Annotated in this window: 19 protein-coding genes; 13 read left to right on the forward strand and 6 right to left on the reverse strand. The window is 51.3% G+C overall.

Going from position 1 to position 25,542, the window contains the following annotated elements; genetic code table 11:
* Position 1: 1 nt before the first annotated feature.
* The 7 genes from BN3795_RS11035 (at position 2) to BN3795_RS11065 (ending at position 10,234) form a co-directional block, all read left to right on the forward strand.
* On the forward strand, positions 2-1,636 hold the full coding sequence (locus BN3795_RS11035) for a type 2 periplasmic-binding domain-containing protein (protein ID WP_068784729.1): 1,635 nt from the start codon (positions 2-4) through the stop codon (positions 1,634-1,636).
* An 81-nt stretch (positions 1,637-1,717) separates the two neighbouring features.
* Complete coding sequence (gene bglX / locus BN3795_RS11040; protein WP_068784730.1) at positions 1,718-3,907, forward strand: beta-glucosidase BglX; 2,190 nt, start codon at positions 1,718-1,720, stop codon at positions 3,905-3,907.
* Positions 3,908-3,952: 45 nt separating this feature from the next.
* Entirely contained in the window at positions 3,953-7,315 is a 3,363-nt protein-coding gene (locus BN3795_RS11045; protein WP_068784731.1) for a GH36-type glycosyl hydrolase domain-containing protein, read from the forward strand.
* Between the two features lie 25 nt (positions 7,316-7,340).
* Positions 7,341-8,234, forward strand: a complete 894-nt coding sequence (locus BN3795_RS11050) for a metallophosphoesterase family protein (protein ID WP_068784732.1) — start codon at positions 7,341-7,343, stop codon at positions 8,232-8,234.
* A 131-nt stretch (positions 8,235-8,365) separates the two neighbouring features.
* Entirely contained in the window at positions 8,366-9,223 is an 858-nt protein-coding gene (locus BN3795_RS11055; RefSeq protein WP_068784733.1) for an ABC transporter ATP-binding protein, read from the forward strand.
* Positions 9,216-9,872, forward strand: coding sequence for an ABC-2 transporter permease (locus BN3795_RS11060; RefSeq protein WP_068784734.1), 657 nt, complete (start codon positions 9,216-9,218; stop codon positions 9,870-9,872). The genes BN3795_RS11055 and BN3795_RS11060 overlap by 8 nt, the downstream gene beginning before the upstream one ends.
* Positions 9,869-10,234, forward strand: a complete 366-nt coding sequence (locus BN3795_RS11065; RefSeq protein ID WP_068784735.1) for a GntR family transcriptional regulator — start codon at positions 9,869-9,871, stop codon at positions 10,232-10,234. Before BN3795_RS11060 ends, BN3795_RS11065 begins: the two co-directional genes overlap by 4 nt.
* A 191-nt stretch (positions 10,235-10,425) precedes the next feature.
* On the opposite strand, the gene BN3795_RS11070 is transcribed toward BN3795_RS11065, so the two are convergent.
* From BN3795_RS11070 to BN3795_RS11095, 6 genes are all read right to left on the reverse strand, one after another.
* Positions 10,426-11,424 (reverse strand): LacI family DNA-binding transcriptional regulator, encoded by a 999-nt coding sequence (locus BN3795_RS11070; RefSeq protein ID WP_068784736.1) that lies wholly within the window; start codon positions 11,422-11,424, stop codon positions 10,426-10,428.
* Positions 11,425-11,467: 43 nt separating this feature from the next.
* Entirely contained in the window at positions 11,468-12,556 is a 1,089-nt protein-coding gene (locus tag BN3795_RS11075; RefSeq protein ID WP_068784737.1) for a glycoside hydrolase family 172 protein, read from the reverse strand.
* Positions 12,557-12,586: 30 nt separating this feature from the next.
* On the reverse strand, positions 12,587-13,420 hold the full coding sequence (locus tag BN3795_RS11080) for a carbohydrate ABC transporter permease (RefSeq protein ID WP_068784738.1): 834 nt from the start codon (positions 13,418-13,420) through the stop codon (positions 12,587-12,589).
* Position 13,421: 1 nt separating this feature from the next.
* On the reverse strand, positions 13,422-14,297 hold the full coding sequence (locus BN3795_RS11085; protein WP_068784739.1) for a carbohydrate ABC transporter permease: 876 nt from the start codon (positions 14,295-14,297) through the stop codon (positions 13,422-13,424).
* Between the two features lie 104 nt (positions 14,298-14,401).
* Positions 14,402-15,751, reverse strand: coding sequence for an ABC transporter substrate-binding protein (locus tag BN3795_RS11090; protein ID WP_068784740.1), 1,350 nt, complete (start codon positions 15,749-15,751; stop codon positions 14,402-14,404).
* A gap of 68 nt (positions 15,752-15,819) precedes the next feature.
* Positions 15,820-17,283 (reverse strand): glycoside hydrolase family 32 protein, encoded by a 1,464-nt coding sequence (locus BN3795_RS11095; RefSeq protein ID WP_068784741.1) that lies wholly within the window; start codon positions 17,281-17,283, stop codon positions 15,820-15,822.
* Positions 17,284-17,480: 197 nt separating this feature from the next.
* On the opposite strand from BN3795_RS11095, the gene BN3795_RS11100 reads away from it, so the two are divergent.
* The 6 genes from BN3795_RS11100 (at position 17,481) to BN3795_RS11125 (ending at position 25,514) form a co-directional block, all read left to right on the forward strand.
* The gene (locus tag BN3795_RS11100) at positions 17,481-18,356 is read left to right on the forward strand and encodes an ROK family protein (protein ID WP_068784742.1); all 876 of its coding nucleotides are present in this window, start codon (positions 17,481-17,483) and stop codon (positions 18,354-18,356) included.
* Positions 18,357-18,676: 320 nt separating this feature from the next.
* Positions 18,677-20,284 carry a response regulator transcription factor gene (locus BN3795_RS11105; RefSeq protein WP_068784743.1) on the forward strand — a complete coding sequence of 536 codons (1,608 nt, stop codon included), beginning with the start codon at positions 18,677-18,679 and terminating at the stop codon, positions 20,282-20,284.
* Positions 20,285-20,293: 9 nt separating this feature from the next.
* Positions 20,294-22,078, forward strand: coding sequence for a cache domain-containing sensor histidine kinase (locus BN3795_RS11110; RefSeq protein WP_068784744.1), 1,785 nt, complete (start codon positions 20,294-20,296; stop codon positions 22,076-22,078).
* Between the two features lie 177 nt (positions 22,079-22,255).
* Positions 22,256-23,665 carry an ABC transporter substrate-binding protein gene (locus tag BN3795_RS11115; RefSeq protein WP_068784745.1) on the forward strand — a complete coding sequence of 470 codons (1,410 nt, stop codon included), beginning with the start codon at positions 22,256-22,258 and terminating at the stop codon, positions 23,663-23,665.
* 119 nt (positions 23,666-23,784) lie between these two features.
* Positions 23,785-24,684: a carbohydrate ABC transporter permease gene (locus tag BN3795_RS11120; protein WP_110945175.1), complete on the forward strand. Its 900-nt coding sequence runs from the start codon at positions 23,785-23,787 to the stop codon at positions 24,682-24,684.
* Complete coding sequence (locus tag BN3795_RS11125; RefSeq protein ID WP_068784747.1) at positions 24,681-25,514, forward strand: carbohydrate ABC transporter permease; 834 nt, start codon at positions 24,681-24,683, stop codon at positions 25,512-25,514. Before BN3795_RS11120 ends, BN3795_RS11125 begins: the two co-directional genes overlap by 4 nt.
* The last annotated feature ends 28 nt before the right edge of the window (positions 25,515-25,542 follow it).

The raw sequence follows: 25,542 nt of genomic DNA on the forward strand, positions 1-25,542 counted from the left end.
GATGAACTCGACGAAAAACAGCACGGCAAAAAGAATTCTTGTTATGTTATTCTGCCTTACACTCGTTGCATCATTAGCCGCATGTGGTAGTAAGCAAGAGGCAAGTGACAGTAAAGACTCCGGCACCTCGACATCCACGGATTCGGGAGCAACAGGAGAGAAAAACTACGACAAACCACTTACCATTTCGATTGCTTCGCTTACGGAGTTGAAGGATGGCGCGCTGGATAATCCTTTCCACAAATGGTGGACAGATAAATACAATATTAAATGGGATTACAACTACGTGCCTTGGGATAACTGGGATGAGAAATTGCGTCTCTGGATTGTTTCCGATGACTTGCCGGATGTAGCTTCCTGGAACTATAACCAGGGGGATGCAGCGAAGTATGTAGATCAAGGGATGCTGTACAAATTCCCGGATGATTGGAAAACGCGATGGCCGAATGTTGCAAAGGCGTATGAATCAACAGGTCTAGGTGACCGTTTGGAGGAGCAGTTCGGCGGTACTTATATTTTGCCTAAGCCCGTCTACTTCGAGAACAAGCCGGCTGATCCATTGATGAACCAAATTGGCGTTATTGCCCTGCGCAGCGATTGGGCGAAGGCCGTTGGCTTCCCATTGAAGGATGCTTACACCGTACAAGAGTTGTTCGATTTCGCTCGTCTAGTGAAAGAGAAAGATCCAGGTAAAGTGGGCTCCAAGCTCGTTCCGATCGCATTCGATGCCGGAGATGCCTTGACGGAGATTATTATGGCGAACGCTGCGCATTCCCGTGTGGAATCTGCATTCTACAAAGATGCAAGCGGCAAGTATGTATGGGGGCCTGCGGATCCAGATACATTGACCGGCTTGAAAGATCTGCAACAAGCCTACAAAGAAAAATTATTGTCTCCAGAATTCTATACGTATAAAAACGGGGAGACGGGTCAGAAGTTTGCCACTTCTGGTGAAGCGGCAATCACGGGTCTTGGCGGCTTGGCTTCCTATCGTCAAGATATGCACAAACGCTTCAAAGACGGCTTGAACATCGACAGTAAAGAAGTTGTACATTCTGCGCTTGTGCTTGGGGATGATGGCAAATATCGCAACTTGGAACAGCCAAACTACTGGTCGTCCTTGATTTTCTCGCCCAACATCTCGGAGGAGAAGTTTGAACGGATCATGGATTTGATCGATTACTCCACAAGCCATGAAGGTCAACAAATCGTAAACATGGGCTTTGAGGGCACGGATTGGAAAATGAACGATCAGAATGAAATGGAGAGCATTTTGCCAGAAGGAACCACGCTTTCTTCGAAATATCCGGGGATCTTCGAAGGTTTATACGTACTTGGTGATGACTTTAGTGTTATAAACCCAGCGATCGATAAAGATTTCCGTGATCGTGCAGTGAAAATGTATCAACTTAAAGCTGAATTAGGCAAGAAGGATGAGGCCTACTCGAAGTATGACTGGGACTTCCAATTATATGCTTCTAAAGCGAAAGATCAAGCCTCCTTCGACTATGCGACAGAATATACCAACTTGATTCTGCAACCGGGAGATTTAGAAGATAACTGGAAAAAATGGGTTGAGAGCAAACAAACGCTGGTACAACCTCTTCTCGACGAACTTAACAATATGAAGAAGTAAGGCAAATGAAAAGGACCTGAAGTGCGGGACATGGACTCTGGACTTCAGGTCTTTTTGTAGTAGTGCATTGGAGGATTTCGAATGAATAATCAGCAATTACTCGATATCATCAGTCAGATGACTTTAGATGAAAAAATCGCTCAACTCCAGCAGCTTACCGTTAATTTCTTTGAAGGAGCTGAAGGGGAAGGCGAGTTTACAGGGCCGCGCGAAGAGATGGGAATTAATGAAGAGGTTGTTCATAATGCAGGCTCGATTCTAAACTATGTGGGTGCCGAAAAAGTGAAGGCCGTCCAGGACGCGCATTTGAAGAATAACCGTCATGGGATTCCGCTCCTGTTTATGGCGGATGTGGTGCATGGTTTCAAGACGATTTTTCCGATTCCACTTGCCATGGGCTGTTCTTGGGATATGGATCAAGCGGAGCAGAATGCGAGGGTCGCTGCGAAGGAATCCGCCGTATCCGGATTGCATGTTACTTTTGCGCCGATGGTTGATCTTGTGCGTGATCCTCGTTGGGGCCGTGTCATGGAGTCTACGGGGGAAGATCCGTATTTAAATAGTCTATACGCACGTGCTTTTATTCGAGGATTTCAAGGCGGCGCGCTTTCGGATGATCCTGAGCGGATCGCTGCATGCGTGAAGCATTTCGCTGCTTACGGTGCCGTGGAAGGCGGGCGTGAGTACAATACGGTTGATCTTTCGGAGCTGCAGCTTCGGGAGAGTTATCTTCCGTCCTATCGCGCAGCTTTGGATGAAGGGGCGGCTATGGTTATGGCCTCCTTCAACGTGTTGGATGGGATTCCGGCAAGTGGAAATGTGAAGCTGATGCGTCAGCTTCTTCGTGAGGAGTGGGGGTTTGATGGAGTTCTAATCTCGGATTGGGCATCCATTAAAGAGATGATTGCTCACGGCGTAGCTGAAGACGAGGCGGAGGCCGCGCTTAAAGCGATGCGTGCAGGTCTGGATATTGAAATGATGACGCCGTGTTATGTGCATCATTTGGCAGCTCATGTGACCGCGGGTCGCATCGAAGAGCAGCTTATCGATGAGGCCGTACTTCGTATTTTGCAATTAAAGCAGAGGTTGGGATTATTCGAAAACCCTTATCACGGCGCGGATCCGGTTCGGGAAGCGGAACTTATTCTGTGTGAAGAGCATCGTCAGATCGCCAGACAAGCTGCGATCAAATCGAGCGTACTTTTGAAAAATGAGAATAACGTGTTGCCATTAACGGCGAGTTCACGCATCGCCTTAATCGGACCGTTTGCGAGCAGCAATGACATCTTGGGGCAATGGTCATGTGTGGGAGATAAGGAAGATGCGGTGATCCTGATGGACGCAATGATCCAGCGTGCAGGTGCCGAACGGATTATTGTGGCTGAGGGATCCGGCATCGATGAGATGACAGAAGCGCAGTGGAGAGAGGCAGAAGCGGCTGTAAAGGATGCAGATGTCCTTGTCCTGGCGCTGGGGGAAGAATCGCTGATGAGCGGTGAGGCGCGTTGCCGCACGGATATTACGTTGCCGGTTGCGCAGCGTGAGCTGTTACGTCGGGCTAAAGGGCTTGGCAAGCCTGTAGTTGTGGTGCTCTTTAATGGCAGACCGCTTGATTTAAGCGGTGTGTATGATGTGGCGGATGCGCTTCTAGAAGTTTGGTTCCCAGGCACGGAAGGCGGTGCAGCGATTGCGTCACTCCTCTATGGCGATGCGGAGCCAACGGGACGCCTGAGCATGTCCTTCCCTGTTAGCGTGGGTCAGATTCCGATTTATTACAATACGTACAATACAGGGCGTCCATTGCTCTCTCCGTACTCAGGGGAAGTCTATGTGAGCCGTTATTTGGATGCTCCCAATGAGCCGTTGCTCCCCTTTGGTTATGGACTTGGCTACACGACATTTACGTATAGTGAACCGAAATTATCCAATCCAGTTATGAGTGCTGAAGGTTTATTGAAGGTGACGGTTTCCGTGACAAACACCGGCGCTCGAGCAGGTGAAGAAGTCGTTCAACTGTATGTCCGTGACTGGTCGGGAGAGGTCATCCGACCGTTGAAAGAGTTGAAGGACTTCGCCAAGATCAAACTTGCTGCAGGGGAAACGGGCGAAGTTGTATTTGTTCTGACAGAGGAGCAGTTAAGATATACGCATTCTGACTTATCCTTTTCTAGTGATAATGGCAAATTTACAGTATTTGTCGGGCCGAATAGCCGGGATGTCCAAAGTATTGATTTTATGCTGGATAAGCAAAAGGTGCCGCAGTTCGTTTAGCAGACTGCGACTCAATATAGATATGGAAAAGAGATGAGATAGAACATGGCGAATCATGCGTCCAATAGCGTTATACACGCGCCGCATTACGTGCTTGAGAATGGCGGACTCACGTTCTCCTTCTTGTATAGTGGCGATGTGTATGAGATGAAATCCGGAAGTACGATGATGAATCAGCTCCTTTCACATTCCGTCGACGGTTCTCTAAATAATCTGTACTTGCGTATTCATGACGAAACAGGAATTCATGCCGTTCCTCTGCTGGGCATTCGTTCAAATTCAACCGTTTGCCGCGTGGGTCATCGGATGATTTGGCAGGGCGAAGCGGAGGGGATTTCTTATCGAGTCGTATTTACCTTAACTGCACAAGCGATTTGGTTCTGGGAAGTAGAACTGGAAGGTGCAGGGAAATGGGTAGACGTGATCTACGGTCAAGATGTTGGGATCGCTTCTCCCAGTGCTGTACGCAGTAATGAAGCTTATCTGTCGCAATATATGGATCATTCCGTATTTAACGATGAGCTGAAGGGGTATGTCGTCTGTTCGCGCCAGAACCAGCCCCAGGCGGGTGAGTTCCCTTATCTGCAGCAGGGCTCGTTAACGAAGGCGGTTGGCTATTCAACGGATGGCTTCCAGTTCTTCGGTCTATCGTACAAGGAAACGAATCAACCGGAAGCGCTAGCGCAGAAGACGCTTGCTAATGAAGTCTATCAATATGAATTTGCGTATACGGCATTACAATCGGAGCTCGTTGCGTTGAACGGGAAAGCGAACTTCGTATTTTACGGATTGTTCCAATCCCATCATGCTTCGGCTGTTCAGGAATTGGAGTTCGCATCCGAAGTAGCTGCCGCTTGGGTACAAGTGAAGCAGGAGCCTGTCGTTGCGGGAACAGAGTTCGTCCGTGCAACATTATCGCCGCAGCTTGGTGAGCCGGTACGGACGGAGTCCTTTACGACAGAAGAGCTGAATCAGTTATTCCCGAATCGCCGCCAGGAGGAGCGGGAGGGCGATACGCTGTTATCCTTCTTTACGGATACGTATGAGCATGTCGTGCTGAAGGAGAAGGAATTGCGCGTTGAGCGTCCGCATGGTCACATTCTGATGAGCGGCAGCAACGATCGGGTGAACAGCAATGTAATATCTACGACGGCTTATATGTACGGCGTGTTCAACTCGCATATCGTTGTCGGGAACACCAATTTCAATAAACTGATGAGCAATACAAGAAATGCATTAAATGTCGCGAAGATGTCCGGACAGCGTATTTATGTCCGCATGGAGGGTCAGTACCGTTTGTTAACCATGCCGTCGGTGTTCGAGATCGGGTTTAACTATGCGCGTTGGTACTATAAAATGGCTGACGATGTATTGGTCATTACGAATTATTCCATGGCAGATGCGCCGCAATTGTCGTTGGAATTCCATTCGTTGAAAAGGCGCGAATATTCCTGTCTGGTGACGAACCAAATCACGATGAGCGTGAATGAATTCGAGGTTTCTTACCATCAACGGACGGAATCCCATGCGGTCATTTTCACGGCGGATGCATCCTCATTAAGCCATAAATTCTATCCTGCATTGAAATATCGGCTTGAAGTGCTAGGCACAACCATGAGGGTATGCGACGAGAAGAAGTTGTTAACGCCAGCTCCGGCGCATCTCGCGCCGTTAACTGTATTGGAGTTGGCGGCCAGCTCCCAATGGACTCTATCGATTCAAGGAAATGTCGATGGCCGGCTCCAAGAAGTGAAGCAGCCGGAAGCAACGGACGAGATTGAGAAATATCGTTCGTTCCTCGCCGACTTGATGAATGGCTTCCGTTTAACGGAGCAATCGGAAGAGGGTTCACTCTTTAAGATGAACGCGCTCGCATGGTGGTATACGCATAATATGCTGGTTCACTACTCGATGCCGCATGGTCTGGAGCAATATGGCGGCGCGGCTTGGGGAACACGCGATGTATGCCAAGGTCCTGTGGAGTATTTCATGTCGATGGGAAAATATGAACAGGTTCGCGAGATTATATTAACCGTCTTCATGCACCAATATGAGGACGACGGGAACTGGCCGCAATGGTTCATGTTCGATAACTATAGTACGATTCAGCAGGAGGAGAGCCATGGCGATATTATCGTATGGCCTTTGAAGGTGCTTGGCGATTACTTGTCCATTACGCAAGATTACGGCATTCTGGAGGCAAAGATTCCGTATACTGTGAAAGGCTCCTTCGAGTTCACCGCGCATCAGGCGACATTGCTTGAGCATGCGATGAAGGAAGTTGACTATATTAAGGGGCATTTCTTGCATGACACGTACCTCTCCTCCTACGGCGATGGAGACTGGGATGATACATTGCAGCCCGCCAATGCGCAGTTGAAGAAATACATGGTGAGCAGTTGGACGGTTGCTTTGACGTACCAGACAATAAAGAGATTCGCCCAGGTAATGAGTCAGGTTAATGCAGCTGCAAGTGCGGAATTGACCCAAATGTATGAAGGGATTCAACGCGACTTCAATCGTTATATGCTAGAGACCGAGGTGGTGCCCGGCTTCTTGTATCTGGAAGATGCGGATAAACCGAAGCCGATGCTGCACCCGACCGAGAGCGAAACGGGGATTCAATACCGCCTGTTGCCGATGACGCGCAGTATGATCGGTGAGCTGTTCACGCCAGAGCAAGCGGCAGCGCATTATGATCTCATTCATCGCGAGCTGCTCTGCCCTGATGGCGTACGCCTGATGAACCGTCCTGCACAGTATGCCGGCGGTGTGAGCACGCATTTTAAACGCGCGGAGCAAGCCGCCAATTTTGGCCGCGAGATTGGACTTCAATATGTTCATGCGCATATCCGCTATGTCGAAGCTTCAGCGAAATTAGGCCGTCGCGATCAGGTGTGGAAAGCCCTTGAAGTGATTAATCCGGTGGGGATTCGCGAAGTCGTTCCGAATGCGGAGCTGCGTCAATCGAATTCCTACTTCAGCAGCTCGGACGGAAAATTTAACAACCGTTATGATGCACAGGAGCAGTTCAACAAGCTGCGCACAGGAGACGTTGCCGTGAAGGGCGGATGGAGAATCTACTCCAGCGGTCCGGGGATCTATATAAATCAGCTGATCTCGAATGCATTGGGGATTCGGCAAGAAGAAGGCCATCTGGTTATTGACCCGGTTTTGCCGGAATCGTTAAACCATATGCGCTTTCACTTCATGGTTCAAGGCGTCAAGGTCGAATTTGTTTATCATCTGACCAACCGCGATTCCATTGAGCGCATTACGATGAATGGTCAAGAGCTTCACTTCGAATATACCGCTAATCGTTATCGTGCAGGCGGCGCGTGCATCCAGCCTGACGAATTTGAAAGTTTGGTTCAAGCGGGCCGGAATATCATTGAAATTTACATGTAGATGAGACGGGAAGGAGATGGAACGCATGAGTATACCCTTGAAATTTCGCGAGGACGGTTCCTTTAAGATTTTGCAGTTTACAGACCTTCATATCGGGGAAGGCGCGGAGAAGGACGAGAAGACGATTGCATTAATGAAAAGGCTGATCGCTGAAGAAAAGCCTGATTTTATTGTGCATACAGGCGATCATATCTGGTCTCACGTCAGCGAGGACCCGATTCCGAGCTTCCGTCTTGCGATTTCCCCTGCGGTGGAATCGGGTATTCCATTCGCAAGTATCTTCGGCAATCATGATGCCGAAGTTAATGTAACGCGACAGCAGCTGCTGGATATATTGCTTGAGCATGACACCTGCTTGACGCAGACGGGTCCTGAAGATATTTCGGGATTGGGCAACTTCCTGCTTACCGTCCATGGATCGAAGGAGGATGATGAGAAATTAGCGATGTATTTTCTGGATTCCGGCATAGAGGCGGCGAAAGAGATCGGCGGCTATGAGTGGATTCATACCGATCAAGTTGCGTGGTACCTCTCGGCATCGCGTCATATGACGAAAAAGCACGAAGCTCCATTACCTTCCTTAGCGTTCTTCCATATTCCGATTCCGGAGTATGAGACCTCGTTAATCCGCGGCAGAGCCGTCGGACACAAGTTTGAGAAGGTCTGCTGTCCGGATCTGAATTCGGGGCTATTCACCGCCATGCTGGATCAAGGCGATGTTTTTGCTACCTTTTGCGGGCATGATCATGATAATGACTTTATGGGCTGGCTCCATGGCATTCAACTATGCTATGGACGCGTAACAGGCTACAACACCTATGGTCGATTGCAGCGCGGGGCCCGAATCATTGAGCTGCAAGAAGGATCACGTGAGTTTAGGACATATTTGCATTTGGATGACGGCACGATTGTGAATTAGCACGTGAACAAGCAATCTCCTGGCAGCAGGGGATTGCTTATTTATTATCCAGCAGAGTATTGACGTTCCCCATAATCGATGTTATATTGTGCATACACGATATGCACAATTTATTTTTGAGGAGGTAGCGGATGCTGGCTTTAGATGTTCGAAATATTAACAAGAAATTTCCGAGCTTTGAGCTCAAGGATGTTTCGTTCCAGCTGGAGAAGGGATTTATTATGGGCTTTATCGGGGTAAACGGAGCGGGGAAAACCACCACGATCAAATCGATTTTGAATATGACTCGCGTCGACAGCGGTGAAATCCATATCCTGGGGCGAAATTTGAATGAACACGAACTTGAATTGAAGCAAGACATCGGTTTTACTTTTGGAGGCATCGATTTTTATACGCGCAGCAAAATCAAGACGTTGACCGGGACCATCAAAAAGTTCTATCAGAACTGGGACGACAAGAAGTATTCCTACTATCTGCGGAGATTCCGATTGGATGAGAATAAGAAGATCGCCGATCTGTCGACCGGCATGAAGGTGAAGTACAGCCTGGCTCTTGCATTGTCTCACGGAGCGAAGCTGCTCATCCTCGACGAACCGACGAGCGGGCTTGATCCGGCTTCGAGGGACGATCTGCTGGAGATCTTTCAAGAGCTGATTGTGGACGGCGAAGTCAGCATTTTGTTCTCGACGCATATTACCTCGGACTTGGAGAAGTGTGCGGATTACATTACCTTTATTGCGAATGGGCAAATTGTTCTTAGCGGCGAGAAGGAAGAATTCAAAGAAGCTTATCTCCTGTTGAATGGTTCCGAGAGCGAATTGAAGCGGGTGAAGGATCGATTGATTTCTTATAAAATGAATTCATTTGGTTTCACCGGGTTAATTCGTGCGAAAGACTTCCATCCGTCTTCCGGCATCAAAGCGACAACGCCAAGCCTAGAGGATATCCTGATCTATTACACGAAGAAGGGGGAGGAAATTCATGGTTAACTTGATCAAGAAGGATCTCAAGCTGGGTGTGCATCCTCTGTTTTTGATCATGCCGGTGTTGACTGGGGCTTTAATGTTTATCCCCGGCTGGATTTACTTTATTGTGATTCTGTATTTCTGCTGGATTACCGTTCCGAATATGTTCAATCAATTTCGTTCGCAAAATGATTTGATGTTTACCTCGATGATGCCTGTCAGAAAACGGGACATTGTCAAAGCCCGAGTATTCGTGATCACAGGTCTGGAAATCGCGCATATCGTAGTTGCCTTGGTCTTTGGCATGATCACCTTCCGCTTATATCCGGATGTGAACTATATTTTCTTCCCGCCGAATTTAGGTTTCTTTGGTCTCTGCTTTGCCATGCTGGCGATCTTTAACCTTATTTTTCTCCCTATATATTACAAAACCGCTTATAAATTTGGCATGGCATTGCTTGCCTCTGTCGTGGCTGCCACGCTGTTCGCCGGAATAGCCCAATGGCTCGGGATTCAAAATTCGAGGCTGAACGGGATCTTTTATGGTACGGAGGCGCATCACGTAGCACAGCAGGCCTATATTCTCATCGCGGGGATCGCCCTCTTCCTGGCACTTACGGCTATTGGATACCGGATTGCCCTCAAACGATTCCTTCAAGTGGAGATCCAATGAATGTAGCTATTTCGAGCACCTCGGAGAAACCGATCTATCAACAGCTGTTCGAGCAAATCAGCGCTCAAATTCTGAAGGGGGAGCTGGAGAGCGGCTACAGTTTGCCCCCGATCAGACAAGCCGCCCATGAGCTGCGGGTCAGTGTCATTACCGTCAAGAAGGCTTGGGAAGAACTGGAACGGCTTGGCTTAATCCATACGGTCACCGGAAAAGGCTGCTTTGTGGCCGAATTCTCGCCGGAGGAGATGCAACGCAGACGCGACGAAATGGTGATGAAACAACTGGCGAACGAGGTGGACTACTACAAGTCGTTTGGCCTATCCTTGGATGAAATGATCGAGGTATTGAAGAAAGTTTATTAAGAAGCCGCATCAGCGGCTTCTTTAGTTCCTGCAAGGAAAGCTTCACGTTTTCAAGTTTGACCCAACCTGGGAATCCCGGGCTGGACGCTTTGCATGATTATCCCGTTTGATCAGAAGTAGAGAACCTGAATGAAAGGGATAATCGTACAAAGCAGCGTGCAGGCGACTCAAGACACGAACCCGGAAAAAAATCAGCTGGTGCGCCGCACCATCAGTTCTGTCGGGAACACTTCTTCGACCGGAGCGACCGGATCCCCGTCGGATTCAATGGATTTGATCATCAGCTTGGAAGCGGCCTCGGCCAATTCGTTGATGGGGTGGCGTATGGTCGATAAGCTCAACAGTTCGGAAACGGTTGGCATATCGTCGATGCCCAACACGGCGAGTTGTTTCGGGACGGCCAGGTCCAAATCCTTGCAAGCCTTCAATGCCCCAATGGCCGAGATGTCGTTCAAACAAAACAACGCTTGGGGCAGTTGGTTGGATTGGGCCAGATTCACCACGGTATCGTATCCGAATTGCTCCGTCATATCGCCCGTTAACACCGTCGTCAGCCTGCCCTGCTGCTGCAGGGCCTCGCTGGCTCCGTTCAGCCGGTCGTCGAATCCGGGAACATGCCCGTGCGGATACGTCAAAATGATCAAATTGTCATAACCGCGGGACAATATGTGGTTCACCCCGATTTGCCCGCTCTGATAGTCATTGACGCGCAGCACATGCGCGCCGTAGGGCAAATTATGACGGCCTACCGTAATGACCGGTACGTTGAGACTCATCAGTTTGGGCATGAATTTCTCCGTTTCCATCGTGGCTTTGACGATAATCCCGTCGACCATCTGGACGTTCATAAAGATTTCTTCAAAGTCCAGCAGGATGATCTTATACCCCAAGACCTTTAGCTGCTGCTTGATGACTTTGGCGAAGTGGAGAAAGTATAAGTCTTCGAAATACCCGTCCCCGTCATAAATACTATCGGATAATACAAGCCCGATGGTATGCATTCTGCCGGTAATCAGGCTTTTGGCCACCGGGTTGACTTGATACCCCAGCTTTTTGATCGAGAGACGGATCTTCTCCTTTGTCTCCACGCCCATTTTCTGATAGTTGCCGTTTAGAAAATGGGAGACCGTCGCGGGCGATACCCCCGCGTCTTTGGCGACTTGAACCAAGGTAACCCTTTTATTCGTCATGTTCAAACCTCTATTTCTTTATGTTTTGCAAAGTGTCTCCAAATTAGCGCGGGCGTCTGTCCAGCACGCCGGGCAGTTCGGGAAACGCTTGATGCGGCTCAGTCTGATACCAGTAAGATACGGAGCTCACGTCGTCGCTTCTTTCGAACAACGCCTTGCCGTCATGCCCGATCTGCTGAACGGTGACCCGCAAATCCTCCTCAAATAAAATGGGATCAAGTATATGCCAACGATAGAAACCGCGCATCGGACAAGCGGCTCCATCGTAAATATGCGCTCTTGTCGTATCCGTTACTGCAAAATACGGAAAACCCATAAATGGGGTGGAGTACGTCTGCTCATGAACCGGATTGCCGTTGTCGGGTCTCACGAACCCCCAGGCGCCGCCGAAGTAATCCTCCGCCCCCGTGCCGCAAATCGTCGGCCAGTCCTTGTCGCCGTCCAGGTAAAATTTCACTTCTCCTTCGCCGTACCAATAGCGGGACAGGGAGGTCCAGGCCATGTAGGTGCCGATGTATTTCCCTCTTCCTTTAATTCCATCAAGAATCGTATAATCCTGCTTAAGCTTCGTCGGATTTTCCCGACGGAATTGAGCGTGGAAATATTCCGTGTCCTCCGGAAGCTCATCGACCAGCATGTAATCAAATTGGTAGAAAAACGCCTCGATTTCCTGAGGATGTTCATTCGTAATGGTTACTTTGGCCGCCTTTCTAAAAGGCATCGCAAAGTAGCTGTTCATGCCGCCAACCGGATTGACCACGATCGGTATGGAATTGACGACCGCTCTGGCGCCAAAGCCGTTGCAAAAGAAATCGCCGAGCGGAGCTTCAACGGACGGGGATTCTTCGCCGTCCCAATACATCCGCAGCACCAGGTCGCGCAATACGAACCAGCCGGATTCGGTCTGATCGGTTACGGTCATCCAGATATGCTGGATAATGCCGGGGCCTTCGATATCGACGAGCGTGGCCGTCTCGCCCTGGGCCAGCGGGATGAAGGCTTTGCCTTTCCGGGCCACCCCTAGCGGGCCGGCCGCTTGTCCGCCTTCGCCTTTCAAGCCGCGCGGATTTTCCGCTGTGATTGCTCTGCTTCTCCCTTTCATTCTGCCAAAAAGTTGATTCATCGATTGCATGGGGATCTCTCCTTTGTCTCTGCTGGTCTCTTATCCTTTGACCGCGCCGTCGGACACGCCGGCCATCACATATTTATTCAGGAACAGGTAAGTGATGATAATCGGGATGATGCTGATGCAGATGGCTGCAAACGTCTGGCCCCAATCCGTCGCGCCAAACGCCCCGATGAATTCCTGGAGCCCGACGGCGATCGTTTTGTATTGCTTGTCGTTCGTAAAGGTGTTGGAAAATATAAAGTCGTTCCAGATGAAAATAAAGTTGATCGAAGCGACCGTAACCGTCGTGTTGATAGTCAGCGGCGAAATGATTTTATAGAACACCTGATAGATATTGCAGCCGTCGATCACGGCGGCTTCGATCAATTCATTAGGCACATAGCTGTAGAAGCTGGTAAAGATCAGAATCGATAGCGGCAGGGCAAAGCCGACTTGCGGCAGGATCAATGCCAGATAGGAATTCAGCAGCCCGTAGTCTTTGTACATGATAAACAACGGAATCAGGGTGACCTGAATCGGGATCATGATGCCGATCGTAAAGAACAGCAGCAGCTTGGAATTCAGCTTCACCTTCATTTTGACGAGAGCAAATCCCGCCGTTGCGCTGAGGAAAACGATCAATACCAGGCAACTGAAGGTCACGATGGCGGTATTTTTGATATACAGGAGCAGATCACTTTCCCGAAATACGTCAGCATAGTTGGCGAACGACCATACCGTCGGCAGCGAAAACGGCTTTGTCGTCAATTCGATGCTCGATTTGAAGCTGGACAACAACAGCCAGACGACCGGATAGATTTGGACGAGCAGGATCGCGATCACGATAAAATAGAGCAGGAAGGACAGGGAAGTCTTCTTGGATTTCATGTTAGGCTTCTCCTTTCCTGGAATTAAAGATAGCCCGGATGATCAGGACGGCAAGCAGGCTTTCGAGAACGATAAAGACGGCGATCGCGCTTCCGTAACCGTATTGAATTGTGGAGAACGCTTTTTTGTACATATAGGTCGTGACCAGCTCGGTCGTCGAACCCGGCACGCCGATGATATAAGGGATATCAAAGCCGCGCAGCGCCCCGGTGGTGCACATGATCAGCGCCAGACTCAACACGTGCTTGATGCTCGGCAATTTGATGTAACGGATTAGCTGCCAGCCGTTCACGCCGTCGATGGTGGCGGCTTCCTCGATTTCTTTCGGAATGGCGATCAGCGCCGCATAGAAGATCACCATGTACATCCCTGTGAAACGCCAGCCTTCGGGAATGGAGACGGCGATCAGCGCGGTGTGCGGGTCGGATAACCAGGCGCTTTGCAGATGGCCCAGCCCGATCCACCCCAGGAACATGTTGAGCAGGCCGAGCGGCTGCAAGGAATAGAAGTTGCGGAACATCTGGGCGATGGCGACGGTGACCACGACAGCCGGCAAGTAATATAACGTTCTGAAAACGCCGGCCCCTTTTTTGACGTACGAGAGCAACAGCGCGAAAAACAACCCGATGAACACTTGCATCAACACGACGATGATGACGTAGACTAGATTGTTCTGCACGGAGTTCCAAAAGTAAGGGTCGTGAAACATCTTGATATAATTGCCCAGCCCGATATATTTGGCGTCCTTGATGCCGTTCCAATCTTGAAAGCCGTAGTTCAGCGACTGAATGATGGGGACAAAGACGGTTCCCAAATAGAAGAGCAGGGCGGGCGTGATAAATACCAACCATGCTTTCTTATCTTTGAGTACATTCATGTGGAATCTCTCCATTGATTCAGATTGACAAACTTAGGAGGAAAAGTCCCCGCCCGGACCTTGAACGGACCGGGCAGGAGGACAGAGAATATGAACGCAACGATTTAGTTGCTTGCGTTTTGGGCGACGGTGTCGTCAACTTGTTTGGCGAACTCTTCTGGCGTCATGCCCCCCATGGCCAATTTCATGATCAAATCGCTCATGACGGAGTTCGTATTGGCATCCAGCAGCGTATCCCAAGGCTTGGCAAATTCCGAACCGTAGTTGTCCATATCCTGTTTGATCCGCAGGAACAGCTCGGAGAATTTGGACTCGTCTTCAATCGTGAACTTCAGCGGGGACATCTGCTGTTTAGCCACGTAGACGTCGCTGTAATTGTTCAGAACGAAGCTGAGGAAGTCCTTGGCGGTGCCTTCAAATTTGTCCGCGGTTGCCGCCAGGCCGATCCCGCTGTTGCCGAAAAATTCGTTATCCGGCGTCTTGGCGCCTTCCATCGTCGGCAGGTAGAAATAATCGACGTTCCCCTTCATATTATCCGGCAGATTTTCGTCCACGAAGGACGGGATTTCCCAAGTGCCCATGCGATACATGGCGGCTTCGCCGTTAAGGAACATGTTAAGGGCGGTCGTATAATCCGTCGTGGCGAATCCTTGCTGGAAGTACTGGCCGATATCGGAAACGAAGTTGGCTGCCTGCATGCCGACTTCGTCGGTCATTTTCGCTTTCCCTTGGCTCAGATTCCGGGCAAATTCATTCCCGGTGGCGCGGAACGGAATCATCGCCGCATAACGCAGCACGGGCCAGACATCCACGCCGTCAACGGCGATCGGAGTGATGCCTTTGTCTTTAAGCGCTTTGCTGACGGTAAGCATATCGTCGATCGTTTTCGGTACGGACAGATTGTTGTCCGCGAAGATTTTCTTATTGTACCAAGTCATCTCCAAATGATATTCCAAAGGGAGGAGATACAAGCTGCCGTCAGGCAGTTCCTGGTATTTCAGCGCAGGTTCATAGAATTGATCGTACAAGCCCTGCTCGTCCAAGAATTGCTTCATATCAACCAGCATGCCGGCTTCCGCCAATTCCTGAGCGTAGGGATCGGCATCCGTATCGATAAATTCCGGAACCTCGCCGGAAGCGACAAGCGTTCTCAGCTTGGTCAGATACGAAGGTCTGTCGGCCGTTACTTGAATATCCAGCTTGAAGCCGGGATGATCTTCCGCGTAGCGGTCCGCCAGCTCCCGAACGGTTTGAATGATCGCTCCGTTCTCCGGCCGGGCTGTCAGCCAAGTAATCGTTTTACCCTCGCTGACTGCGGACGAATTCCCCTGATTCTCGGCGCTGTCTCCGGCGTTTTTGTTCGCCGAACCGCCGCAGCCCGCGAGAGCGGTGCCAAGTAAAGCGGAAATGACGATAAGAGAGAAGAGCTTAAACTTTCGGCTGTTTTTTGCCATTTCAAAACCCCCAATTTTTAATTTTATCTTTAAAAATCTCATGAAGAGACTTTTAAATTCGCAACAGATTAACGCAATTCCCCGGTCTTGATCTTGACGTCTTGAACTTTAACGGAACCTTCATTGGCATAAAAACCAAGATAGCCGGTTTGGAAGTTATAGATCCGCGTGGTCATCGCAACTCTGTCGTTCACGTAAAGGCACAAAATATCATCCTCTAAAATCAGCTTGACGCGGATTTGATCGTGCTCCGCAAAGCGGAACGGACGCTCCAATTCGATCATTTGCGGTTTGTCGCCGGCGATTTGCCATTGAAAGAAACCGGGCTCGGTCCGAGGCCACATATCGAAAGCAATCCGGTTGTGGAACGGATCGAATTTGATGAAATAGCCGGTATCGAGCGCCTTGTCGGTGCGCAGCGCGATGCCGAAATCCTTCGCCTCGTTCCAATCTGTAAACGCAGCTTCGATCAGGACTTGGGCGGGAAGTTCATTCAACACCCGGTAGGCCAGTCCATCTTGAGAAGCCAATTCGAAGCGGCTGCCGTCATCGCGGCAGTTGCTCTCCGCCTCGAGAGAGAGTGCGGTCTCGGTAATAAAATGCTCATAGATGGCTTGAGGCATCCTAACGAGCAGATCGCCGTCATCATTTTGGTAAATTTCATGCACGACCAGAGTCCCGGCCCATTCCCAATCGCCGTAATCGCTTGACCCCTTCTTGGAAGGAACCCAGCCGAACGCGTACCTTTGCGATCCGTCCGAGGCCGTCTTCGCCGCGTAAAATCCTCTGCCGTCAAAGGTGTCCGGGATCGGGGAACTGTACGCGCCCAGAGTGCTCTTGCTCTTCTTATAATGCGTGACGAACTTCTCGCTGAACGTCGAGTAGACCAGGTAATGCCAGTCTCCCATTTGAAAATAATCCGGACATTCCATCGTGATATATTTGTCCGGACTGTAGAACGGTTCGCGATAATTCCAGTGCACCAGATCATCGGAAGTGAGAAGGGCGATGCATCCGCCTTTCTTCTCGGAGGAGTTCATTAGTCTGGAGGTCACGAGCATCCAGTATTCTTGCCGTTCCTCGTTGAAGAACACGAACGGATCGCGCCAATCGAACTTCTCGTAAATCACCCCGTCGCCGTACAGCTTGAAATCAGCGTCCTTCGTCCAATGAACTCCGTCGGTCCCGGTGGCCTTCAATACAACCTGCAAGGGCTTGCCGTCCACGCAAAACTCGGCGTTGGGATTGTGCCCGGTGTAAAAAAGGTGGTACAAGCCGTCATGGTCCTTGATCACGGAGCCGGTATAAGCGTTGCGGTCCGGCTCGTTTTCGCCGCCGTTGGGCAGCACGACGCCGTAATTCTCAAAATCCAGGCCGTTTTTGGTGGTGATCAGGTTCCACGTCGTATGATTTCCGTAATCGCCGCCAGCTCTTTGATCATGGAGATAATAGAGCTTATACTCTCCACGGTCATAGAACGGGATGACGTCTCCTACCCATCCGTCTTGCGGTTTGAAAAACACTTTTCTCATCTTGTCATCTCCATTTAGTAAAACGTTTTACAAGGATTATGATAAACGCCGTTTTTGGTTTTGTCAACGGTTACATTGCTGTTTTATAACGAATAAAATGATTGTGCTAAAGAAAATATCGAAACGGTATAGTAAAACGATTACCAAGCAAGTAAAATAAAAGAGAAGCACTCACCAAACTTTGAGGAGGAGATCCTATGCGAATCGGTGCGATTGAAGCCGGGGGTACGAAATTCATCTGCGGGGTCGGAAATGAACAGGGGGAAATTCTCGAACGTATCAGCTTTCCGACGGAAACGCCGGAGACGACGTTGGAGCAAGCGGTTGCGTTTTTTCGGGACAAGGGCGTTGAGGCGATCGGGATCGGGTCGTTTGGGCCGATCGATCTGGACCGTTCCAGCCCTGCGTACGGACGGGTGACCACAACGCCGAAGCCGGGATGGGCGGGGTTTGACTTCGTTGGGTATATGAAACGATCCTTTCCGGTGCCGATCGGTTTCGATACCGATGTGAACGCGGCGGTATTCGGCGAGGCGAAGTGGGGCGCGGCCAAGGGGCTGGATAGCTGCGTTTACTATACGATCGGGACGGGCGTCGGAGTCGGAGTGTATGCGGAAGGCAGATTAGTGCACGGGCTGGTCCATCCGGAAGGAGGGCATGTCTTGATCCGCCGGCATCCGGAAGATTCTTTCGCAGGGGCTTGTCCGTTTCATGGCGACTGCCTGGAGGGGATGGCCAGCGGACCGGCGATCGAAAAGCGCTGGGGAGTGAAAGGAAGCGAATTGCCGGACGATCATCAGGCATGGGAGATGGAAGCCTACTATCTGGCTCAGGCTCTTTCGGGAGTTATCCTGCTGCTGTCGCCGAAAAAAGTGATCCTTGGCGGCGGGGTCATGCATCAGAAGCAGTTGTTCCCGCTGGTTCGCAAGCGAGTGGCCCGGAACTTAAACGGCTATGTAGCGGCTCCAGCCATTCTTGACGAAATGGACAGCTACATCGTGCCGCCGGGCTTGGGCGATAACGCGGGATTATGCGGCGCCCTGGCTTTGGGGATCGAAGCGAGCTTGCGCTAACGATGATGCGGAGGCGGCCTTTGCACGATTATCCCTCTCAATCAGGGGGAGCCTCATCCAACAGGAGGAGGCTGATCCAACGGGAGAGGCTGACCCAACGGGATAATCGTGCAAAGCGTCCGGCAGCGTAAGCTTGCGCTAACGATGATGCGGAGGGAGCCTTTGCACGATTATCCCTCTCAATCAGGGGGAGCCTCATCCAACAGGGAGAGGCTGATCCAACAGGAGAGGCTGACCCAACGGGATAATCGTGCAAAGCGTCCGGCAGCGTAAGGGGTCTTTGAAAAAATCTAGTATCGACGCTTCGGGGGAGGGATATGATGTATCACGTGCTGGTAGCGGACGATGAACCGCGTCACCGCCGCGGCATCGCGGAGATGATCAAGGCCTATCGGCCGGATTATCGGTTGTTTATGGCCAGGGACGGAGGGGAAGCTTTGCGTATTGCCCTGGATAACCGGATCGATATTCTTTTTACGGATATTCGCATGCCTCATATGGACGGCCTTGCATTGATCGAGCAATTGAGAGCGCGCGGCGAATCGACAAAAATCGTCATCCTCAGCGTGTACGGGCATTTCGATTACGCCAGGCAGGCGCTTAAGCTCGGCGCGTTCGATTACTTGCTCAAACCGCTGGAATCCAAAGATATCGCGGAGATGCTGGACAAACTGGACGCTGCGATTGAAAAAGAACGGCTAAGCGTCCAAGACCGGGCGCAGCTCAAGGAGAAGCTCAGTTCAGCCATCCCTGTCTATGAGCAGCATCTGTATAGCCTTTGGCTGCGTTCGGCCGCGAACGAAGACGAGCTTCGGGAAATCGAACGGCGGGTCCCGCCGGGACAGGCCGGATTCGTCATTGTTGCCAAGTTCTCCAGATCCGAGATCGATGAGAAGTATCGGGGCGAGGAATTCGCGGAAGTGAAGACCAGCCTCAAGGACTGGATGAGTCAGGTGACCGAACCGATCGGTCCGGCTTTATCCTTTTACCTGGACGGGGATGAGCCTATGCTGGTCTCTGTCCTTACCCCCGCGCATTCCCTGGAATGGCTGATGAAGAGAGAGGCCGAGCGGTTAACCCGATTCATCGAGCAGATTCGCCAGGAATTCGGGCTTACTCTATCCATCGGCGTGGGCGACGGCGTAACCGATCTCTATCGCGAGGCTCCCCGTTCCTTCAGGCAAGCTTTGCATGCGTTGGATTACGCTTTTTACTGCGGGAGCGGGAAACTGATCGTTAATTACGAAATCGCTTACAATCCGTCCAAGCCTTCGCTGGAGCTGATTCCCGCCGATACCGGAATCGCGGCCGCCGTGGCGAACAGGGACCGAGAGTCGGCGCTGGAAGCCTTGAACTTGTTGATCCGGCAGCTGTTGGACGGCGACTATCCTTCTCCCGCTCATTTGAAGCGCTGCCTTCTGTACGTGCTGGTGAACCTGGTCAAAGCCAGCGAAACGTCCATCCGGAGCGAAGAAGCCGGCAATTTCGTTTCCGAGATGGAATTTCAGATTCCCGCTTGCGCGTCGCTTGACGAAGTCAAGGAGAAGGCAGGTTATTATTTGCATCGGATTATCGACAGCATCGAGAGCCGGAAGAACAATAAAAACGAGCGGATCATCGCGATGTGCAAAACGTATCTCGCGGAGCATTACATGGAGGACCTGTCGCTGGAGTTGGTCGCCAAACGGTTCTTTTTCAGCGCCGCTTACTTCAGCAGCTTCTTCCGGTCGCATACTTCGATGACGTTTACCGAATATTTGCTGCGGCTCCGGATGGAGAAAGCCAAGGAATTGCTGAAGGACGGAAACCGGAAGATTTCCGAAATTGCCCTAAGCGTGGGCTTCAGGGATGCGGGGTATTTTACCCGAATCTTCAAGCGGGAAACCGGCCTGTCACCGGAGGAATTCCGCAAGAAAGATCTGCTGTAGGTGACGCCCATGCGACTAAAACACAAGCTGATCTTATCCTACATCGTATTGATAACGCTTCCCCTTGCGACCTTGGGGACGGGCGCCTTCTATGCCAGCAAAAATATCATGCTCAAGCTGGCCCGGGACAACGTGACGGAAATCGTGCATAAGAACAATCAAATCATCGACGAACGGTTGAAGATCATTCAGGACGACAGCCTTTCCCTGATGGTCGAATGCGATCTGTTCCAAGTTTTTAGCGGTTCCGCGCCTGCCCAAAGCGAACTGCTCGCGACCAATAAACGGGTTACGGAGATCCTGAACCGTTATTTCTCGCAATCCCGGGATTTGTATTCGGTGGAGCTCGTCACCCGCGCCTTCGTATACGGAAGCAAAGCGCGCAATACGTACCCGCCGGATCATTTTTACGAGTCCGAGTTATATCGGCAGGCCGCCGAGCAGAAGGGACGTTTGGCCTGGGTGCCGACGTATAATTACAGCTTGATGCATCAATTGCCGGATTTGGCCGGCGCCGATATCGAATACCGTTATTTATTCTCCGCCGTGCGGCAAATGAACCCTTCCTGCGTGCGGGGGGACTCCATTGTGCGGGCCGGGGAAGGGGCGGAGAAGCCGATTCTGGTGATGAATTTCCGGGATCATGTCTATGCTGACCTTTTTCGGAACAGCGTTCCGATCGAGGGTGCGTTTTTTTTGGTAGCCGGCACGGACGGCACAATTATCTCCCATGCGAACGCGGAACTCGTCGGAAACCAACCCGACTTGCCATGGCTGGGCGAGGTGCAAAATCGCGGCAGCGGATCCTCTTATGTGACGGTGGACGGAAAAAGGATGCTCGCTTGTTACGCGACCTCCGCCATCACGGGTTGGACGTCGGTTGTGCTCATTCCCCCGGGCGCATTGACCCAAGATATCGCGCAGACGATCACCTTCTTTATCCTGACCCTGGGCGCTTCGCTGCTGCTGCTTTCGCTGCTGTTCGCCTACCTGATTTCCATGCGGATCACCTCGCCGGTCAGCAAACTGCTGCTCGCCATCAAACGGGTCGGCGGCGGCGACTTCAACGCCAAAATCAAAGTGGAGGGAAAGGACGAGCTGGGACATGTGCTGATGAAGTTCAACAGCATGAACGAGAAGGTGAAACAACTGATCGACGAAAACTATGTGGCCAAACTCCGGGAGCGCGAAACGGAAATTTTGGCGCTCAACATCCAGCTTAACCCCCATTTTCTGTACAACACCCTGAATATCATCAATTGGATGGCCGTTTACGGCGAGAAGGAGCAGGTCAGCCGGATGCTGGTCAGCTTGTCCCGCATGCTGCATTATACGACGGACAACCGCAAGGATTCGATGCCGCTGTCCGAGGATATCGGGTGGCTGAAGGATTATATCGTCATCATGTCCAACCGGTTTGAGCATCGTTTTCGGGTTGACTTCAACATTGAACCGGAACTGATGGAAGTTAGCGTACCGAAGCTGTTTCTGCAACCGCTGGTGGAGAATACGATCATTCACGGCTTCCGGGATATGGAAAGCGGCGGCCTCATTACGATCTACGGGCGCAAGCGGGGGGACGATATCGAGTTCTGCGTGGAGGACAACGGATGCGGAATTGAGCCGGAACATTTGAAGGAGGTGCTGGAGGAGAACTCCTCTCACATCGGGATCCATAACGTCGACAAACGGATCAAGCTGCTTTACGGCGAGCGGTACGGCATCAGCATCGAGTCTGTTCCGGAGCTCGGGACCCGGGTCAAACTGGTTATCCCTCAGGGAAAACCGGAATAAGGAAGTTATCTTCCCGTGACCAAGCAGGTTCAGGGAGCGGAATCGACGTCGAATCTTGAATTGAGCGAAAAATCGTACAGGAAACGAAAAAACGTCCCATAGGCTTTCACGAGCGGCGCTTTTACAATGAGAGCAAGCGGCTGCAGCGCTTACTTTGAAAATCGGGGGGAGCATTCCATGACAAACCGAACGGGAAAATGGAAGATCGCATTTATGATCCTCATGATCATGGCTTTATTTGTAACCGCTTGCGGAACAGGGGGCGGAGGCTCGCAAACGAACGCGGGCCCAGACGGCGACGGAAATAACGCGGGGGCGAATAACGGAGAAAAGGTAACGCTGAAATTCACCTTCTGGGGCAGCCCGGAGGAAAAGAAAGCGGTCGAATCGGCCATCAAGGCGTTTGAACAAAAAAATCCGAACATCACTATCGATCCGGTGCACATTCCCGGCACGGATTTTCTGCAGAAGCTGAATGCTATGATCGCCGGCAATGAAGCGCCGGACATCAGCTATTCGGCCGCCTGGAAATTGAAAATGGGCGAGGAAGGGCTGATCTACAACTTCTTCGATTTAATGAAAGACGATCCGAGCATCAAGAAAGAGGATTACCTGGAGTATGCCTGGTGGAACTGGGACAAGGACCAGAGCGCCGGACCGTACCAGGCCTCCGTCGTCCCTTCCCTGATGTACAACGTGGATATGTTCAAGGAAGCGGGGGTAGAGCTGCCGCCTACCAAGGCGGAGGAAGCGTGGACCTGGGACGAGTTCGTCGACGCCGCCAAACGGCTGACGCTCGACCGGAACGGCAAGCATCCGGACGATCCGGGCTTCGATCCGAAGAACATCAAGCAATACGGTGTTAAACTCAATCTGGCTTGGTCGTCTTACATGCCGCTGGTTCTCTCCAATGGCGGGGATTATCTGACGGCGGACGGCAAGGAATTCGGATTGTCCAAGCCGGAGGCGACCGAAGCGCTGCAAAAAGTAGCCGATCTGATCAACGTACACCACGTCTCGCCTTCGCCGGTTCAGGCCAGCAGCATTCCCGCTCCGGCCACCGCCTTGCAGTCCAAAAAAGTGGCGATGATCATCGACGGCAGCTGGAACCACCTCGATTTAAGCAAAACCAACATCAACTGGGGCGTTGGCGTACTTCCGGTGATCAAGGACTACAAAACGTTTTTCCTCGGCGGTTCCCTGATTATTTTCAAAAGCTCGAAGCACCCGAAGGAAGCTTGGGAATTCTCCAAGTTCCTCACCGATCCGCAAAACGTGCTCGATTTGCATCAAGGGTTGTGGATGCCGCAGCTCAATAAATGGTACGAGGATCCGGAATTGATCGATCAATGGGCGAATGAGGAACTGCCCGGAAGACCGGCCGGTTTCCAGGATGCCGTGATGCGCTCCACCTATGAACATGCCGAGCCGTCACCGGAAAACAATGTTAAAAACTTCGTCGAAATCGATGCTGCGGTCGCAGCAGCTCTGGATCAAGTATGGCTCGGCGAAAAAACGGCGGAAGCGGCGATGAAAGAAGTCGAAACGAAAGTGAAGCCGCTGGTGCAGGGCACCTATCTGAAATAACGGACGTTTGTCCGAAGGCGGCGCCGCGTCATTGCTTGTAACGGCGCCGTCGTTCGGCAGCGTTTTTGACGGAGGGGAACTAGCTTATGGAAGCCATCACTTCCCAGACCGGGAACCGTATGCAAAAGAAACGCCGCACCCAAACAGAACTTTACGGCTGGCTGTTTGCCATGCCGGCGATTCTGGGCTTGCTTATCTTCACGCTGGGCCCGATGCTGTACAGCTTGTACATGAGTTTTACGGACTACACCGGATCCAATTCGCCAACCTTCACCGGGCTCGACAATTATAGACGGATGTTTGGCGGGGCGGACCCGTATTTTTACAAGTCGCTGGCCGTTACTTTTTACTTCGTCCTTCTTAGTGTGCCGACCGGTATCATCTACTCCTTTCTGCTGGCGATCCTCTTGAATCAGAACGTCAAAGGAAAGTCGATCTTCCGCACGATTTTTTATCTGCCTTCGATCGTGCCGATCATCGCCATTTCGTTTATTTGGCTGTGGCTGCTGAATCCCGATCTCGGCCTGGCCAACGAGCTGCTTCGCTCGCTGGGCTTGCCGGGAAGCCAATGGATTTTCGGCGAGAAATCGGTGGTGCCTTCTCTGGCTTTAATGAATCTGTGGACGACGGGCGGAACGATGATTATTTTCCTGGCGGGTCTGCAGGATATTCCTCGCTCGCTGTACGAAGCGATTGAGATGGATGGCGGGTCAAGGCTGGCCAAGCTGCGGCATATTACGATTCCGTTGATGACGCCGACGATCTTCTTCAACCTGATTATGGGCATCATCAACGGCTTTCAGGTGTTCTCGCAGGCGTATGTCATGACGAACGGCGGACCGAATAACGCCAGCTTGTTCTATGTGTTCTATTTGTACCGGGAAGCCTTCCAGTTCTCGCGGATGGGGAGCGCCAGCGCGATTGCCTGGGTATTGTTCGTGATCATTATGGTGTTGACGTACGTTGTGTTCCGGACATCAAATAAATGGGTTTACTACGAGGGGGATGGCGCGCGATGAGAGCCAAGGCTTGGTTTGAAAAAGGGCTGATCTATCTGGTGCTGGCCGCCGGGGGGATCTTCAGTCTGCTGCCGTTGGTGTGGCTCATACGCAGTTCCTTGATGAATATGGGGCAAATTTTCGAGCTGCCGCCGGTGTGGATTCCCAATCCTGTTCAATTTTCCAATTACAGCGAGGCGCTGACGATCCTGCCTTTTGGACGGTATTTCGTGAATACGGCGATCATCGTCGTCTTTTCGGTGCTGGGCGTCATTATCACCAGCTCGATCAGCGCCTACAGTTTCGCCCGGATGAAATGGAGAGGCAGGAACCTCGTGTTCGGCTTGCTGCTGTCCAGCATGATGTTGCCGTACGCGGTTACGCTGATCCCGACGTTTATCGGCTGGAGCCAAGTGGGCTTAACCAATTCCTTTATCCCGCTGATCGCTCCGGCCTGGTTTGGCGGCGGTGCGTTTAACATCTTTTTGCTGCGCCAGTTCTATCTCAGCATCCCCCGGGATCTGGATGAAGCGGCTTACGTGGACGGCGCGGGCCATCTGCGGATTTTTCGTTCGATTATTCTGCCGCTTACCAAACCTGCGCTGATCGTTGTCGGTTTGTTTTCGTTCTTGGCCGCGTGGAACGATTTCCTGGGTCCGCTCGTTTATTTAAGTGACGAAACCAAATATACGCTGGCCCTTGGGCTGCAGCAATTCAAAGGCATGTATTCGGCGGAGTGGCATTTGATGATGGCGGCGGCGACCGTGGTGCTGCTGCCGGCGATTGTAGTCTTTTTCATCGGGCAGCGTTATTTCATCGAAGGGATTACGTTGACGGGGATTAAGGCTTGATTCTGGAATGCGAGGGAGGAGAGAGTAG

Origin of the sequence: Paenibacillus phocaeensis, assembly GCF_900021165.1 — a bacterium.
GTDB classification, from domain to species: Bacteria; Bacillota; Bacilli; order Paenibacillales; family Paenibacillaceae; genus Fontibacillus; species Fontibacillus phocaensis.